Raw genomic sequence first — 16,580 nt, 5'->3', positions numbered from 1 at the left:
GGGAAGATACAGGATTGACATAGCTACATTAGTCAGACAAACTACCTTCAACTCTGTTCCCAAGGTAGGCTATGAACGCGCAAATGAACCGTGTGTCCGTCGACATCGGCGGTACCTTCACAGATGTCGTGCTGGAAATAGCCGGCGAACGCTCTTCCACCAAAGTGCTGACGACGAAACGGGCACCTGAGGAAGCGGTTCTGGAAGGAGTCGAAAGTCTCCTGGCGCAGAAAGGCCTGTCATTCGCCGATCTCGATCTGTTCCTGCACGGAACGACGCTGGCGACGAACGCCATCATCGAACGGCGCGGGGCGAACACAGCCCTTGTGACCACCGACGGCTTCCGCGACACCATCGAGATCGGTTCAGAAAGCCGTCACGACCAATACGATATTTTCATCAAGAAGCCTCAGCCCCTTGTAGGCAGGAAACATCGGTTCGTCATAGGAGAGCGTGTCGCCGCCGATGGTTCGGTGCTGAAAGCCTTGCCCGAGGACCAGGTGGCAGAACTCGGTAAAACGCTCAAAACGGCTGGCATCGAAAGTGTTGCCATCTCGTTCATCCACGCCTACGCGAACCCTGCACATGAGCTCAAGGTCCGGGAAGTCCTGTCGGCCGCCTTGCCGGACGTGACGTTCTCGCTGTCCTGCGAAGTCTGTCCGGAAGTTCGGGAGTATGAGCGTACGTCAACCACCGTGGCCAACGCCTATATCCGCCCGATCATGGCCGGCTATCTCGGCCGTCTGAAGACGGAACTTGCCCAACGCGGACTGCGTGCTCCCCTGCTGCTGATGACGTCGGGTGGTGGGCTGACGACCGTCGACCAGGCGGCAGCATTCCCGATAAGACTTGTGGAATCAGGCCCCGCCGGCGGCGCCATTCTTGCTTCCAAGATCGCCGGCGACTGCGGTCTTAAGGAAATCGTGTCCTTCGACATGGGCGGCACCACCGCCAAGCTTTGCCTGATCGACAACGGCACGCCCTTGAAATCCCGCAGCTTCGAGGTCGACCGCACAGAACGGTTTCTGAGAGGCAGCGGCCTTCCGGTTCGCATTCCGGTCATCGAAATGGTCGAGATCGGCGCAGGCGGCGGTTCCATTGCCCAAGTCGACAGCCTTGGTCGGCTGACCGTCGGGCCGGAAAGTGCGTCGTCGGAACCAGGTCCGGCTTGCTACAATCGGGGCGGCAATCGCCCCACGGTCACTGACGCCGATCTGGTTCTTGGCCGCATCGACGCCACGAACTTCGCCGGCGGCAAGGTCGGCCTGCGCCGCGACCTTGGTGAAAAGGCGCTGGGCGATCATGTCGGCTCTCCGTTATCCTTGGAATCGGTGGTCGCGGCTTCGGCCGTGGCAGCCATCGTCGAGGAAAACATGTCGAACGCCAGCCGCGTCCATGCGGCGGAACACGGCAAGGACCTGCGCAAACGCGCCATGATCGCATTCGGCGGCGCTGCGCCGATGCATGCGGCCCAGCTTGCCCGTAAGCTCGGCCTGGAAAAGGTGATCGTGCCGATAGGCGCGGGCGTTGGCTCAGCCATCGGTTTCCTGGAAGCGCCGCTGGCCTATGAGATCGTGCGTAGCCGCCACAGTCGTCTTGCCGACGTCAACGAGGGCGCCATCCACGACCTCATCTTGCAAATGCACGCCGAAGCCATTTCAGTGGTCGAGCCGGCGGCAAACGGGCGCCCGGTCGAAATGCGCACGTCGGCATTTCTGCGCTATGTTGGTCAGGGCCACGAGCTGGAAGTCGACCTGCCGCTTGATACATCAGTCAACATCGATCCCACCAAGCTACGCCAGCGTTTTGAAGAGCACTACAGCGCAGTGTTCGGACGCTTCCTGGAAAACCACGCAATCGAGATCCTGACCTGGGCGGTCACCGCGACGGCGAATCAGCCCTTGCACGACACCGTGAAGGAAGTTCGACCGACGAGCGCTAAGCCAAAGCCGAGCGGCTGGACGGATTTTGTCGATTTCGACGGCAAATCCGTCAAAGCGCCGGTCTATCTGCGCGCCGAACTTGGCAGCGGCCATTCCATCGCCGGCCCCGCGGTCATAACAGAATCCGAGACCAACACCGTCGTGCCTGCGCATTTCGAAGTGGCGGTCGACCGGCTGGGTCATCTTGAACTTACCAATACCGCCATCGGTGTAGCGGCGGCCGCGGAATAATGGAGACTTGCATGCAACAGACTGACCGGCCGATACCCGCTATCAACGAGATCGAATTCCAGATCATGTGGAATCGCTTGATCGCAGTCGTCGAAGAACAGGCCCAGGCGCTCCGGCGCACAGCCTTCAGCCCAATTGTGCGGGAGTCCGGAGATCTATCCGCCGGCTTCTTTCACCCCGACGGGCGGATGATCGCACAGGCGGTGACCGGTACGCCAGGCCACGTTAACACCATGGCAGCATCGGTTCGTCACTTCCTGGCGCGGTTTCCCGCGTCGTCCATGAAGGATGGTGACGTCTACATCACCAATGATCCATGGCTCGGCACCGGCCATCTGCATGATTTCGTCGCCGTCACGCCAGCTTTTTTTGCAGGGTCGATGGTGGGGCTATTCGCTTCCACCTGCCACTTCATGGATGTGGGCGGCATCGGCTTCGGACCTGACGGCCGTGACGTCTTCGAGGAAGGTTTTTATGTTCCTCCCTTGAAGATGATCGCCGAAGGCAAGCTCGATGGAACGCTGATAACGCTTGCGCGAAGCAATTCGCGCTATCCCGCCGAAATGGAAGGCGACCTCATGTCGCTTGCCGCATGCAATGCGATCGGGGTGGGACGTTTGCGCGAGATGTTAGGGGAATTTCCGCTGGGCGATCTCACACCGCTCTGCGACCAGATCGTCAGCCGCTCGCGCGAGGCAGCCATTGCGGCGATTGCGGGCCTGCCGACCGGAACAACCACCGCGGAAATGGTGATCGACGGTTACGACAAGCCGGTTGCCCTGGTTGCGACGACGACCATCTCCAGCGATTTAGTCAAAGTTGACTTCACGGGCACGTCGGGCCTTTCGGCACGTGGCATAAACGTGCCTTTGAGCTACGCACAGGCCTATTCCACGTACGCGATCGCATGCGCGCTCTTTCCCCAGGTGCCCAACAATTCGGGGTCGCTGTCGGTCGTAGAGGTCACCGCGCCGGAAGACACGATGGTCAACGCACAGCGCCCTGCCCCGGTCTCGTCACGGCATGTGATAGGCCAGATGCTTCCCGACGTGGTCTACGGCTGCCTGGCTCAGATCGTACCTGACAAGGTGCTGGCCGAGGGTGCATCCTCGCTCTGGAACCTCATCCTCGAGGACGCGCATGACGCCTGCCTGACCCAAGGCATCGGGCAGACTGCGAGGTTCTCGGCACTGTCGGTCCAGACGGGAGGAACCGGCGCCCGCCCCAATGACGACGGGCTCAGCGCCACCGCCTTTCCGAGCGGTGTTTCGGGCGTGCCGATCGAGATACTGGAGACCATGACGCCGTTGGTCTTCTGGCGCAAGGAACTGCGCCCGGGAAGCGGCGGACAGGGCCGCTTCCGGGGCGGGCTCGGCCAGACCATCGAGATCGGCCATCGCGACAACCATCCGTTCTATATCTATGCCGCACTTGATCGCATCGAGCATACGGCGCGAGGACGGTTTGGCGGCGCAGAGGGCGGCGCCGGCTATCTTGGGCTGAAATCGGGACCGCGGCTGCGCGGCAAGGGCAAGCAACTCGTCCCAGCAGGCGATACGCTCGTCGTCCAGACGCCTGGGGGTGGTGGATATGGCCCGGCCGGGGAACGCGACAGCACCAGAATTGAGGCTGATCGCATCAACCAGCTCGAAAACTGAAAAACGGGCAAGCCTTCCGTTTCACGTTCCACAGCCGGCAAGTCATGTGACCAAATCGGCAAACGGCGATAGCCACGGCTATCTCCGACACATTTCTTCTATTCTTTTCTCATTGTATGGGTGATGCGCGCCGGTGCCGAAATTCGACATATATGTGTCGTGGCGATAGCCACGTGCCTCAAGGACGACGGCGATCAGTGCGTAGAGCACAGCAAGAAGCGTCAGAACCACCCCTACGCCAGGCACCCAAAATTGTGAAAGCCCAGTGGCGACCGCGCCCAACGCGCAGGCAAGCGTCAGCCAGCCGACCGTCTTGTGATAGGCTTCAAACCAGCGCCGTCGTGCCGTCATGTCATAGTGATCTCCAGACGGAACAGGAGGCTCGTTGTTCATTGAACCTGCCGGATTACGGACACCGTGCGAGCCGCGAAACCAGGCGCTGACGATCTGCATTGCGCCCAAGACCAATGTCGCGATTCCGAACACGGAGTGAAGCGTGCCGCTGAAACCTCCGCTCGCGGCAATGGCGATAGCGCCAGCGACAACGCTGGCCATGGCAAGTACTGACAAACCGAACCGGTGCATGGTGAACCAGAAAAGCTTGCGGCCTAGCTTGGCGCTTGCTTTCGGGATGCCGATCGGCGACGGCGCCGGTTTGCCGAAACGCGTAAGCAGCAGTACGGCCGGTATGAGCACGATCCAGATCGTGAACATCACCCACGCATGGTAGATCCAGTGCGGCCTGGTCCCGAATACCTCGTCATACAGCGATTGCGGCAGGTCCATCAGGGAGTCCTCAGGTTGACCATATGCGCGCCGAACCGCGGTGGCTGTCGCGGCAGCATGAATGCGCCCGCCGGACATTGCCTGGTCCCGGCTCAGGATTGCCCGGCATCGTGCATAGGCCGGCGTCCCGCGCCCTGCACAATGCTGTGCTAAACGCAGATTCTACAGGTCAGGCCTCTGGCAATGCGTGCCGGCGGGCGGTTTTCTGCAAGCTGGTGCAGAGGGAGGACTCACACCGCGCTCAGCATCAAACAAAATGACAATGTCTGACTTTTTAGCGCAAATCAAGCTTGAAATCTGACAAATGACGTGTAGATTTACAAATATGTAATGAGGCGCTGGAATGGCTTACGCCCAAAGGACAAAACTTTCGGAACGGCTCTACGAGACGATGAGGCAGCTCGTCGACAGCGGGGAATGGTCCGAGGGAACACGCATACCGACCGAAATGGAGCTTGCCGAACAGCATGGCGTCTCCCGGCCGGTGGTGCGCGAAGCCCTCATCCGGCTGCGCAATGACGGCATAATCAACTCGAAGCGGGGTTCAGGCAGCTACGTCCTGAATGGCTCCGATGCCCCTGCCAAAGGCTTCCGCCCAATCGAGAATATCGCCGATCTTATCCATGCATTCGAGTTCCGGCTCACGATCGAATGCGACGCCGCGGCCGTGGCCGCCCTTCGCCGACGTGCCGAGGACATGGATGTGATCATCACCGCACACAATGCATTTGAGGAAGGCATGAGCGATGAGGCCTTTGGCGATCTCGACCTGGATTTTCATATCGCTGTCGCGCAGGCCTCGCAGAACTCCATGTACGCCAGCACAATGTTCATGCTGCACAAGCAGATCGTTTTCGGCATGCGGCTAACCGGCCAGTTCGCCACCGCTGCGAGCCAGACCCGATTGGAAGTGGTCCGCATCGAACATGCATCGATCGTGGATGCGATCGCCGCCCAAGAGCCGCTTCAGGCTTACCAGGCCATGTTCAACCATTTGACCTTGTCCCGGCGCAGATTGCTGGGCTTCGATGCCGTTCTCGACTGGAAGAGATCCGAACCGACCGTTCTGATCAACAAGATGGGAGCGCCTGACAGCTAATTCCGCTGTCCGCCGCAAGCGTCACTCTCGAATTCTGGTCCAATCGGCTGCCATACCCGAACCGCGCTCCAGGCGGAGCGCGAAGCCTTTGTTTTGTCGTTGCCACCCGTTCACAAGGCCAGTTTCCCTTAGACAAGGTACGTCGATGTCATCCCTCGCCCTCAACCAGATCAACAAATTCTACGGCCCGAACCTCGCGGTGCTGAAGGACATCAACCTGGAAATAGATTCCGGCGAGTTTCTCGTCCTGCTTGGCCCTTCCGGCTGCGGCAAGTCCACCTTGCTGCATGCGATAGCAGGTCTTCATGGGGTGACCTCGGGCGAGATCAAACTGAATGGCAGGGTGATCAATGATTTGCCCTGCCAGCACCGCGACATCGCAATGGTGTTCCAGTCCTATGCGCTCTATCCGTCGATGACTGTGCGCCAGAACATCTCGTTCCCGCTGGAAATGCGGAAAGTCTCCAGCGAGAAACGTTCGGAGGCCGTACAGGGGGTCGCCAAGCTTTTGCAAATCGAGCACCTGCTGGACCGTAAACCGTCGCAGTTGTCGGGGGGGCAGCGTCAGCGCGTTGCCATCGGGCGCGCCCTTGTCCGCGAACCCAGCATCTTCCTGTTCGATGAACCGCTTTCCAATCTTGACGCGCTGCTCCGGGTGGAGATGCGGACGGAATTGAAGAAGCTGCACCAGCGGATGGGCAAGACCACCGTCTACGTCACCCACGATCAAATCGAAGCGATGACGCTCGCAACGCGAATTGCAATTCTGGACAAAGGCGAGCTGCAGCAGGTCGGGACGCCCAACGAGGTGTACGATTCGCCTGCCAACACATTTGTCGCCACCTTTATCGGCGCGCCGCGCATAAACCTGATCGATGGCAGCGTGGTCGAGAGCGGCAGCAGCCTGACGGCAAGGTTTGGCTATGCGCCGGATATGATCCCTCTGCCCGCGGCGTTGGCCAGGCATTTTTCGGAAGCGGCCCCTGACTGCACCTTTGGCATCCGCCCCGAGAACTTTTCCAGCGTCACGGGAAGCCTTGGTGAGAACGATCTCGATATCGACGTCGTCATCGAGTTGATCGAGCCCACTGGTTCTGACGACGTCATCATTTTCAAATTCGCCGGCGCCGAACTGACGGCGCGACTGCGTGCCGGTTCGATCCTCGGACTTGGCCCGACCCGGCTGCGCCTAAACACAACGAAACTAATCGCCTTCGACAAGCAAACCGGAAGCCGGATCGGCTGACCGCGACCAGATTTTCATCTCCATTCTGCAGCCTGGAGGACGCTCTCCGATGTCAGTCTGGAATAAGACCTCCCCCTCCATCACCACGAGTTCCAGGAAGAAACAGATGAGCAAAATTTACAAATGGGGATTGATAGGCGCCAGCCGGATTGCCGAGGAGTGGCTGATCCCGGCTATCAACGGCGATCCGAACAGCGAGGTCGCCGCAGTGTTTTCCTCCGACACGGCCCGTGGACGCGCCTACGCCGAGCGAAACGGCATTCCGCAGGCCTACGATACGCTCGAAGCGCTGCTTCGCGCGGATGTCGACGCGGTATACATAAGCAACACCAATGAGAAGCACGGTCCAGATGCGATTGCGGCAATTTTGGCTGGCAAACATGTGCTCGGCGAGAAGCCGATGGCAATGACCGTAGCCGAAGCCGAAGCCATGATCGCGGCCGCCGAATCGCATGGCCGCGTCTTGGGCATCAATCACCATCTGCGAAATATGGCGACTCACATCAGGCTCCACGACTTGGTGAAGAATGGTGATCTGGGCACGCTCGTCGCTGCCCGCATGACATTCGGCGTGCTGCTTCCGGTCGCCAATCGCGGCTGGAGAACCGAGTCCGTGACCGCCGGAGCCGGCGTTTTCTTCGACCTTACCGTGCACGACGCGGACCTTTTGCACTACATCCTTGGCACGGAAGCGCAGGAGGTCGTCGCGATGACCGCCAACAATGGAATAACGTCGAAGGAAGTCGAGGATACGGTCGCGATCATCGCACGAATGAAGACCGGCACAATTGTTCAGATCACCGAGAGCTTTGCCATCGATCACGCTAGAACGACGGTTGAGCTCTTTGGCACGAAGGGCTCCGTTTTTGCGGACGACGTTCTGCTCCAGCGTGGCGGTGGACGTGTGTTCGTGCGCAGGAATGGCGAACAGGTCGAAGAGCAGATCGACCATGTCAACGCCTACGACAAGGTCATCCGTGACTTCAATGCGGCCATGGCTGGCAATGGCTTCCCAACGGTGACAGGCCGCGACGGGTTGAAATCCTTGAAATTTGCCATGGCCGCACGCGAAGCGGCACGGACCGGCCGCTCGGTGCCGGTCTGAGGTTCATTCGCGAGGAGCGGTTCCGGTCGAACCGCTCCTTTTTTTAATCCAGCGGATATCCGATGCGCGAGGCGATTTCTGCCCCGCTGCGCGGTTGGCTGAGGACCTGAACATTTCAGTTCCACGTCACTAGAACTGGGTAGATCCGCCTTGCACTGCGGGCAGGGCATGAGTCCACATCTACGTGAACTTTTCTTCTAATAAAGGCGTTCTCGTGCGTCAGATTGCGAATGCAAAATTTTACCTGCGAAATCGCGCTGTAGCCGCCCCGATGTAAGACAAGTGCGGTGAGCGGACCAGTAGGTGAAGCTTGCAGGCGTTCTCTGGGTGTATTCACAGGTTGCGCCTTTGTAAGCCGCTACGATACTCACATCACGGTTTGAACCGATCGCGAGTCAGTCTCCAGTGGGCAATCACAATCAGAGGTGCCAAGTGTTTTTGCAGATAGCAAAATTTTGTTGGCCTTTCCTGGTTCTTCTTATCTTTGCAATGCTCTTTCCAAGCGCGATATCCATGCTTGCCGAACAAAGCGTGGAGCGCGGCATAATTGCTCAGGCGCAATCATCTGCGGCTGAGCACTATCTTTCGATCCTTGTTGAGAAGCCCTAAATAGGCGCCTTGCGATCCGGGCATTTCAACCAACTTCGCGAGCTAGAATGTTCGCTTTACGTCGATTGTAAACAATCCGCACCGCCACCGATGAACGACCTCAGGAACTTGGCCGACGGGGCCCTGCTGGAAGCCGTTCAACGGCAGACGTTCAGATATTTCTGGGATGGCGCTCACCCTGCGAGCGGCATGGCGCGCGACCGGCAGCGGCGCGGTGGAAAGTCCGACAACGATCTGATCTCGCTAGGTGGCACCGGCTTCGGGCTGATGGCCATTGTCGTTGCTGTCGAACGCGGCTGGGTTCCACGCAACGACGCCATGGAGCGAATTGATCGCATCGTAAGTTTTCTGGAACAGGTCACCCGATACCACGGCATGTTCCCGCATTTCGTCCACGGTCGGAGCGGGAAGACTATTCGCTTTACCCGCAAGGACGATGGTGGCGATTGCGTCGAAACCGCATTGTTGTTCCAGGGATTGTTATGCGCGCGCCAGTATTTGAATCGACGGTCTATGGCTGAAACTCGCCTACGCGAGGGCATCAATCGGTTGTGGCGCGCTATCGAATGGGATTGGTACTGCCGCGATGAGGAAGTGCTTTACTGGCACTGGAGCCCCAGCTTCGGATGGGCAATGAACTGCCCTGTATCGGGTTGGAACGAGGGAATGCTGTCTTATGTGCTGGCGGCGGGGTCCTCCACGCATCCGATAAGGGCAAGCGCTTATCACAACGGGTTCGCTCGCGACGGCCAAATGTGCAACGGCCAGAGTTTCTATGGAATAGACTTGCCGCTTGGCCCGGATCACGGGGGGCCGCTGTTTTTGGCCCAGTACTCTTTCTGTGGTCTTGATCCTCGCCGCTTGCGAGACCGGTACGCGCACTATTGGCAACAGAATGTAGCCCACACGCGCATTAATTACGAGCATTGCGTCCGCAACCCGCACGGACATTCCGGCTACGGGGAAGATTGCTGGGGACTCACCTCAGGCCATGGGCCGTATGGTTACGTCGCGCACGCACCAGACGAAGACAAGGGGGTCATCACACCAAGTGCTGCCCTGTCGAGCCTGCCCTACACCCCGGTGGAATCCATGCGCGCGTTAAGATGCTTCCTCGCAAAACCGCTTCACCGGATCTGGGGGAGTTTCGGATTTTTCGACAGCTTCAGCGAGAACCTAAGTTGGTTCGCGCAAACCTATCTGGCGATAAACCAGGGACCGATCATAGCCATGATAGAGAACCATCGCAGCGGCTTGCTCTGGGAGCTGTTCATGAGCGCGCCTGAAGTGCGCGAGGGATTGAGGCGATTGGGCTTCGTTCAGGTCTAGGGTTCAGCGACTGATGCCGTCCCCACGCGGCCGATAAGATCAAGGTCGGCCTGATCACCAAGTTACCTGTTCCATTCTATTCCACTATGGAAGAGGCCGACATGTGCCGCTTATCCCCAGATCGAATTGGTGACTGGGCCGGGCAAGCACCACCGACGCGGTGAGCGACAACCTTGGCTCCCTTGAAGTTCACAGCACAGAGGCACTTTGGCCCGACGCTGCAAACGCGACCTCGGCATGAGCTTCATGAAATGGCGGCAGCGGCTGCGCCTCTCGCGTGCGGTCACCATGCTTGCCAACGGCTTTTCCGTTCAAACTGTCAATGACCACGGAATCGTGACCCTGGTTTTTCATGTAAAAGGGACCCCGGTTTGGGGTGGTGAAGGGCACGCCGGTGAGCGCCCGATCAGGCGGAGCTGGTCGAGCTCGAGACCATCGCTGCAGTATCATAAGTGGAGCAAGCTTCCTGGGCGGCCGCGGGCGTCTCGACAACGCGCTAATAGCGCACCTCAAGCCGAGAAAGCGTCCAAGAGACCCGCGAACCCGGCACTGTTGCCAAAAATCTGCTCAATTTGGTCGGGAAGCAGAACCCCCTCTTCTTCCACGACTTGACGCAAATTCCTCTTTCCTGCCAAGGCGCGCTTAGATAATTCAGCCGCTTTGCCGTAGCCGATGAGCTTTGCCAGGGGCGTCGCTAGAACAAGGGATTGGTCGAGCAGCGCTCTGCAGCGATCAACATCGACTTCAATTCCGTCGATGCAGCGCTCCTTGAAAATGAGCATTCCTCTTGTCAGGAGCCGAATGGATTGAAGAATGTTCAATACGATCACCGGCTCCATTGCATTCAACTGAAGCTGGCCCGCGCTTGCGGCCAAGGTCACGGTAAGATCGTTACCAATCACCTGGAAGCCGAGCTGATTCATCATCTCTGGAATGACGGGGTTGATCTTGCCCGGCATGATGGAAGAGCCGGCTTGTACCGGCGGCAGGCGAATCTCCCCGAAGCCACCGAGCGGTCCGCTGCTCAGGAGGCGCAGATCGTTGCAGATCTTGGTCAGCTTGACCGCAATGCGCTTCAGGATACCTGAAAAGGACACAAACCCGCCGGTGTCGGATGTTGCCTCGATGAAATTGCGGGCAGCGATAAGTTGAATCCCGGATATTTGCGACAGATGACGACAAACGACGCCGGGGAACTCGCGCGGCACATTGATCGACGTTCCGATCGCCGAACCGCCGAGGTTGATTTCTAGCAGCAATCTCGATGCTGATTGAAGCTGGATGATGTCCTCGTCAATGAGTTCGGCGAAGGCCCCGAACTCCTGCCCGACTGTCATCGGAACGGCATCTTGAAGCTGAGTTCTGCCGACCTTCAGGGCATTTGCGTGCTGCAGCGCTTTCGCGCGGAACGCCTCACGCAAGCCGACCTGTGCAGATGCCAGCCCCTCGCAGGCTCGCAACACCGTGAGGCGAATTGCGGTCGGATACACATCGTTGGTCGACTGGGAGAGGTTTACGTCGTCATTGGGGTGCAGTCTCGAATAGTCGCCAACCGCTGCGCCGAGCTTGATCAAGGCCAGGTTCGTTACAACCTCGTTGACGTTCATGTTGGTGGACGTACCGGCGCCACCCTGCATCATGTCCACGGGGAAATTCTCATCGATCCCCCGGAGCCCGATGAGTTCGTCACAGGCATCCGATATGGCCTGTGCCTTTTCGAACGAAAGCAGTCCGAGTTCCATGTTTGCAAGGCCAGCGGCCTTTTTCACCATGGCCATCGACTGGATGAGCTCGGGGAAATCCCTCAGGCGCAGTCCGGACACGTCAAAGTTCTGTTCCGCTCGACGGGTGTGCACGCCGTAGAGCACATTGCCAGGAATAGCGAGCGGTCCGATTAGATCGGATTCGATGCGTTCGACAAACATGGTTGCTACCCCTCTCAGGACAGGATCTCGGCATGATGTACCGCCTCATCGGTTGCCTCTGGACGGCACGATCGGCTTGGCGCGGCAAGCCCCCGAGTTGCAGACCCGGGAAAGCTTTTGTGGTATAACGACGCTCCCACAACGTGCAGGCTTTCGACTCTGCCATCGCAAAGCTCGAGGTTGCTGCAGTTCCCGCACCCGCGGGAGGTGACATCGCTACGTCTGCTTGATTGTGGCGCCAGCCTTGATGGCGAGTGCCGCGACGGTCAGTGCAGGATTAACGGCCGCTGATGTAGGAAGCACCGAAGCATCGGTCACGTAGAGGTTTGCGATCTCATGCGAACGACAGTCGGTCGATACAACTGACGTCTGAGGACTGCTTCCAAGCCTGGCGGTGCCACACTGGTGCGAGGTCGTCTTTCTGCCGAAGGTTCGGGAGAGCACAATGGGAAAGCCCGCCTTACGCATGACGTGGCGCGTCCTTCGGATAAGGATCTCGTGCGCACGCATGTTGCTGCGTACCCAATGCATGACGATACGGCCGTTGCTAACCGTGACGCGGCTCTCGGGATTGGGCAGGTCCTCGCTGGTCAGAAACCAGGCATAGCAATTGCGGGCAATCAGTCCGGCCAGCCAGCGCGGCAGCAATGGTGCGTTGGCCTTCAGGATATTCCCCGTAATGTGTCCGAGTAACTGGACGTTTCCGAGCGGAAAACCTGTCTCCGGGTCGGCATTGTAGAAGTCGTTGAACGCTAGCGTCTTCTGGTACACCGATGTGTTGGCGGATAGCGGGTCGATCGCGAGCATGGCGGTGGTGTTGTGGTTCATGAAATTGCGGCCGAGTTGGTCGGAGCCATTAGCCAGCCCGCGCGGGTGCGCGGCATTGGCAGACCGCAGCAGCAGCGCCGCGGTCTGGACGGCGCCGGCCGCAACGGCAAAAACGCCTGCGCTGATGCGTTGCTCAACGCCATCTTTCAGGAACACCGCGGCAGTCACCTGCTGGCCCGTTGGATCGGTCTCCAAACGCAAGACGTTGGCCCCAGTCACGAGACTGACGTTGCCATGATTAAGCGCAGCCGTCAGCGGGCCAGCCTCGGCATCGATCTTGCCGGATCCGGTATTGGGAAACGCATCCCATCCGGTCTTAGCGCGGCGAAGCCATTCTTCGATGTCTATTGCCAGAGGCAGACTGGAGGGGTGTATGCCTGCCTTGTTCAGCCGAGAGCGCACGGCGGCGATGGCCGGCTCGTCCTGCACCGGTGGAAAGCGGTAGGGGCTTTCACGCGGAGGCTCGGTTGGATCCTGTGAGGCATCGCCGCGCACCTTGAAGATCGCCTCGGCACGATCGTACCACGGCTCGAGTTCGTCATAGGTGATTGGCCACCCTGGCGAAGCGCCGTCCATGTGAGGGCGAGGCGAGAAATCCTCCAGCCTGTAGCGGTACATGACGGCGCCAAAGAACTTGGAATTACCGCCGACATAGTAATAATTGCCCGGCTGGAAGGCCTCGCCGTCGCTCCCAACCCACTCTTCAGTCGAACGGTAGAAGCCCTTGAGGAATATCGCCGTCTCATCGCGCGCTTCGGGGGTATCACGCAGGTACTGGCCACGTTCCAAGATCACGATCCGCCTACCGCTGTCGGCGAGGCTATAGGCCAGGGACGCGCCTCCAATCCCCGACCCGATGATTACGATATCAGCTGTCTGATCCAAGTCGGTACCTCAATCTATGCGTTTTTCGGTCTCAGCATCGAACAGCACGATCTTGGCAGTATCGACAGCGAGGGTCGCGGAAGTGCGGGCTGCTACAGCCCGTGGTGGCACGCGTGCCGTGACCTCCACGCCCCCTGCCTGGAACAGAGCAAGCGTGTCGGGTCCAGTCGGCTCGACAACGTCGATGTGTACCGACACCGTTTGCGGAGACTGCACGCCGGCGACGCTGAACAACTCCGGTCGAATGCCCACCAGAATACTGCGCCCGGCGTATTTGGCTGCCGCTTGTGAAGACAAAGGGATGCCCGTGAGGCGGCCCGCCGTCGCGCCCGGGATGTCGACCACCGCGACTGGCCTGCCGTCTTCCACGTCAAGGCTCGCCGGAATGATGTTCATCGAGGGCGACCCGACAAACTTGGCCACATATACGTTCGCCGGCCGGTCGTAGACGGACTGTGGATCGTCGAGGTGTTGAACAACGCCGTCCTTCATCACAGCCACGCGAGTGGCGAGCGTCATCGCCTCAATCTGATCGTGCGTGACGTAGACGATGGTGGTTCCCAATCGTGCATGAAGACGCTTGATCTCGGTCCGCATGTCGACGCGCAGCTTGGCGTCCAGGTTGGACAAAGGTTCGTCGAACAGGAACAGCTTGGGTTGGCGCACAATCGCGCGCCCCATTGCCACGCGTTGGCGCTGGCCTCCGGAAAGTTGCGAGGGCTTCCTATCCAGAAGATGCGTCATCTGAAGCAGGTCAGCCGCGGTCTTGACCGCCTTGTCCCGCTCGGCCTGCGCCACACCGCGTATCTTCATTCCGAACTCGATGTTCTGGCGAACTGTCATCGTGGGGTACAGGGCGTAGGACTGGAACACCATGGCGATGTCCCTGTCTTTCGGTGACAGGTCGTTGACCACCTTGCCGGCGATGCGGATCTCTCCACCTGAGATGTTCTCAAGGCCCGCGATCATGTTGAGCAGCGTTGACTTCCCGCAGCCCGACGGGCCGAGCAACACCAGGAAGTCGCCGGTACCGATGGAGATACTGACCTCCTTCAGGACCTCGAGGTCACCGTAGACCTTGCGGGCCCGATCGATTTCAAGAGTTGACATGGCATTAGCCTTTCACGGCACCGGCGGTCAGACCGCGCACGAAGTAGCGTCCAGCGACGACGTAGACGAAGAGAGTGGGAATGGCTGCAATCATGGCGGCGGCCATGTCGACGTTGTATTGCTTGCGCCCCATCGTCACGTTGACGATGTTGTTCAGAGCCACGGTGATCGGTGATGACTGCCCGGCAGTGAACGACACGCCGAAAAGAAAGTCGTTCCAGATCTGCGTGAACTGCCAGATGCAGGAGACCACGATGATGGGAAGCGCAGTCGGCAACATCACTGAAAAGAAGATTCGAAAGAAGCCGGCTCCATCGATCTGTGCCGCGCGGGTCAGTTCGTCCGGGATGGTGATGAAATAGTTCCGGAAGAACAAAGTCGTGAAGCTGATGCCGTATACCGTGTGAACCAGCACGAGACCGGGAATGGTGCCCGAAAGGTGCAGGCGACCCAGCACTTGCGCCATGGGCAGGATCACGGCTTGGAACGGCAGGAAGCATCCGAACAGCAACAATCCGAATATGGCATTCGCGCCGGCGAAGCGCCACTTCGTGAGGATATAGCCGTTTATCGCCCCTATCCCTGTGGACAGGATGACGGCAGGCACGACCATCAGGATTGAATTAATGAAGTAGGGCCGCAGCCCCGTGCAGGCCGTGCCAATGCAGGCCTCCTGCCATGCCTTGTTCCAGGCTTCCAAGGTGATCGCCTTGGGCATCCCGATGAATGAGCCCCCATAGATCTCGTCCAGCGACTTGAGCGAGGTGACGGTCATCACCCACAGCGGCATTAGGTAGAAGGCGGCGAGTGCGATCAACGAGCCGTATATGAACACGCGCCCGATCTGGCGCGAGCGGCGCGCTGAGTGTTCTTCAGTGCGCATTGCGGTCCTCCCTCAGTTCCGAATAGAGGTAGGGAACGATGATCGCCGCAACCGTCATCAGCATCATGATGGCGCTGGCGGCACCGACACCCATTTGGTTGCGCCTGAAGGTTGCCGCAAACATGAAGGTGGAAGGCATCTCGGTGGCGCTGCCAGGCCCGGCATTTGTCAGGGCCAGCACGAGGTCGAAGCTCTTGATCGAGATATAGCTCAAGAGGACAATGACACTAAGAAACGCCGGGCGCAGCATCGGCACTATGACGTTAAGGTAGATTCGCGGCAGGCTGGCTCCCTCGATCTGCGCGGCCTTTATGATTGAAGTATCGATCGCCCGCAGCCCCGCCAGGAAAATGGCCATGGCAAACCCTGTCGATTGCCAGACCGCTGCGATCACCACGCAATAGATTGCAAAGCTCGGTTGTGTGATCCAGTCGAAGACGAAGCCTGTCCAGCCGAGCTCGTTGATGACCTTCTGCAGACCGAGGTCCGGGTTCAAGATCCATTTCCAGGCTGTGCCGGTGACAATGAACGACAAGGCCATGGGATAGAGGTAAACGGCACGCAGGAAGCCCTCCGCCCGCACCTTCTGATCGAGAAGGATCGCCAGGAACAAGCCGAGCGCAATGGTGATGGTCAGGAACAGCGCCGTGAAGATGAAGAGATTTGCGACGGCTGTATGCCAGCGTGGGGTCGACCACAACCGGACGTATTGCTCGACCCCGACGAAGTCGAACTTAGGCACCATCTGCGACGAGGAGAGCGAAATCCAAGCTGTCCAAACTATGAAAAGATAGACGGCGATCAGAACGGCCAGGAGACTGGGCGACAGGACGAGCCGCGGCAACCACAGGTCTAGTTTGTTTTTGGGCGACATAGGACTGACCAACCTCGCTATTGCTGAGCACGGTTACAGGAGAGGGCCCCGCCGAGGCCATATTCCGGC

The 16,580-nt window shown here is 59.1% G+C and carries 12 protein-coding genes; 6 read left to right on the top strand and 6 right to left on the bottom strand.

From position 1 onward, the window contains the following. Window positions 1-71: 71 nt before the first annotated feature. The gene (locus CK220_RS14295; protein ID WP_095812127.1) at window positions 72-2,174 is read left to right on the top strand and encodes a hydantoinase/oxoprolinase family protein; all 2,103 of its coding nucleotides are present in this window, start codon (window positions 72-74) and stop codon (window positions 2,172-2,174) included. Between the two features lie 11 nt (window positions 2,175-2,185). Next, window positions 2,186-3,832, top strand: coding sequence for a hydantoinase B/oxoprolinase family protein (locus CK220_RS14290; protein WP_095812233.1), 1,647 nt, complete (start codon window positions 2,186-2,188; stop codon window positions 3,830-3,832). Between the two features lie 78 nt (window positions 3,833-3,910). On the opposite strand, the gene CK220_RS14285 is transcribed toward CK220_RS14290, so the two are convergent. Then, window positions 3,911-4,618: a hypothetical protein gene (locus CK220_RS14285; RefSeq protein ID WP_095812126.1), complete on the bottom strand. Its 708-nt coding sequence runs from the start codon at window positions 4,616-4,618 to the stop codon at window positions 3,911-3,913. A 343-nt stretch (window positions 4,619-4,961) separates the two neighbouring features. Here CK220_RS14285 and CK220_RS14280 point away from each other — a divergent pair, with 343 nt between their 5' ends. From CK220_RS14280 to CK220_RS14265, 4 genes are all read left to right on the top strand, one after another. Continuing rightward, window positions 4,962-5,717, top strand: coding sequence for a FadR/GntR family transcriptional regulator (locus tag CK220_RS14280; RefSeq protein WP_095812125.1), 756 nt, complete (start codon window positions 4,962-4,964; stop codon window positions 5,715-5,717). Between the two features lie 145 nt (window positions 5,718-5,862). Next, window positions 5,863-6,963 carry an ABC transporter ATP-binding protein gene (locus tag CK220_RS14275; protein WP_095812124.1) on the top strand — a complete coding sequence of 367 codons (1,101 nt, stop codon included), beginning with the start codon at window positions 5,863-5,865 and terminating at the stop codon, window positions 6,961-6,963. A gap of 49 nt (window positions 6,964-7,012) precedes the next feature. Continuing rightward, on the top strand, window positions 7,013-8,068 hold the full coding sequence (locus CK220_RS14270) for a Gfo/Idh/MocA family oxidoreductase (RefSeq protein WP_095812123.1): 1,056 nt from the start codon (window positions 7,013-7,015) through the stop codon (window positions 8,066-8,068). 699 nt (window positions 8,069-8,767) lie between these two features. After that, window positions 8,768-10,006 carry a glucoamylase family protein gene (locus tag CK220_RS14265; protein ID WP_095812122.1) on the top strand — a complete coding sequence of 413 codons (1,239 nt, stop codon included), beginning with the start codon at window positions 8,768-8,770 and terminating at the stop codon, window positions 10,004-10,006. Between the two features lie 509 nt (window positions 10,007-10,515). Here CK220_RS14265 and CK220_RS14255 read toward each other — a convergent pair. The 5 genes from CK220_RS14255 to CK220_RS14235 all read right to left on the bottom strand — a co-directional run bounded on the left by CK220_RS14255 (window position 10,516) and on the right by CK220_RS14235 (window position 16,511). Further along, the gene (locus tag CK220_RS14255) at window positions 10,516-11,931 is read right to left on the bottom strand and encodes an aspartate ammonia-lyase (RefSeq protein ID WP_095812121.1); all 1,416 of its coding nucleotides are present in this window, start codon (window positions 11,929-11,931) and stop codon (window positions 10,516-10,518) included. Window positions 11,932-12,147: 216 nt separating this feature from the next. Further along, window positions 12,148-13,644 carry a GMC family oxidoreductase gene (locus tag CK220_RS14250; protein ID WP_095812120.1) on the bottom strand — a complete coding sequence of 499 codons (1,497 nt, stop codon included), beginning with the start codon at window positions 13,642-13,644 and terminating at the stop codon, window positions 12,148-12,150. 9 nt (window positions 13,645-13,653) lie between these two features. Further along, window positions 13,654-14,754 carry a sn-glycerol-3-phosphate ABC transporter ATP-binding protein UgpC gene (ugpC, locus tag CK220_RS14245; RefSeq protein WP_095812119.1) on the bottom strand — a complete coding sequence of 367 codons (1,101 nt, stop codon included), beginning with the start codon at window positions 14,752-14,754 and terminating at the stop codon, window positions 13,654-13,656. Between the two features lie 4 nt (window positions 14,755-14,758). Continuing rightward, window positions 14,759-15,637 (bottom strand): carbohydrate ABC transporter permease, encoded by an 879-nt coding sequence (locus tag CK220_RS14240; RefSeq protein ID WP_095812118.1) that lies wholly within the window; start codon window positions 15,635-15,637, stop codon window positions 14,759-14,761. Further along, window positions 15,627-16,511 carry a sugar ABC transporter permease gene (locus tag CK220_RS14235; protein WP_095812117.1) on the bottom strand — a complete coding sequence of 295 codons (885 nt, stop codon included), beginning with the start codon at window positions 16,509-16,511 and terminating at the stop codon, window positions 15,627-15,629. The genes CK220_RS14240 and CK220_RS14235 overlap by 11 nt, the downstream gene beginning before the upstream one ends. Between the last annotated feature and the right edge of the window lie 69 nt (window positions 16,512-16,580).

Origin of the sequence: Mesorhizobium sp. WSM3860, assembly GCF_002294995.1 — a bacterium.
Lineage (GTDB): Bacteria > Pseudomonadota > Alphaproteobacteria > Rhizobiales > Rhizobiaceae > Mesorhizobium.
The sequence above is the reverse complement of the archived record's forward strand: the minus strand, read 5'-3'. Positions and strand labels throughout refer to the sequence as shown.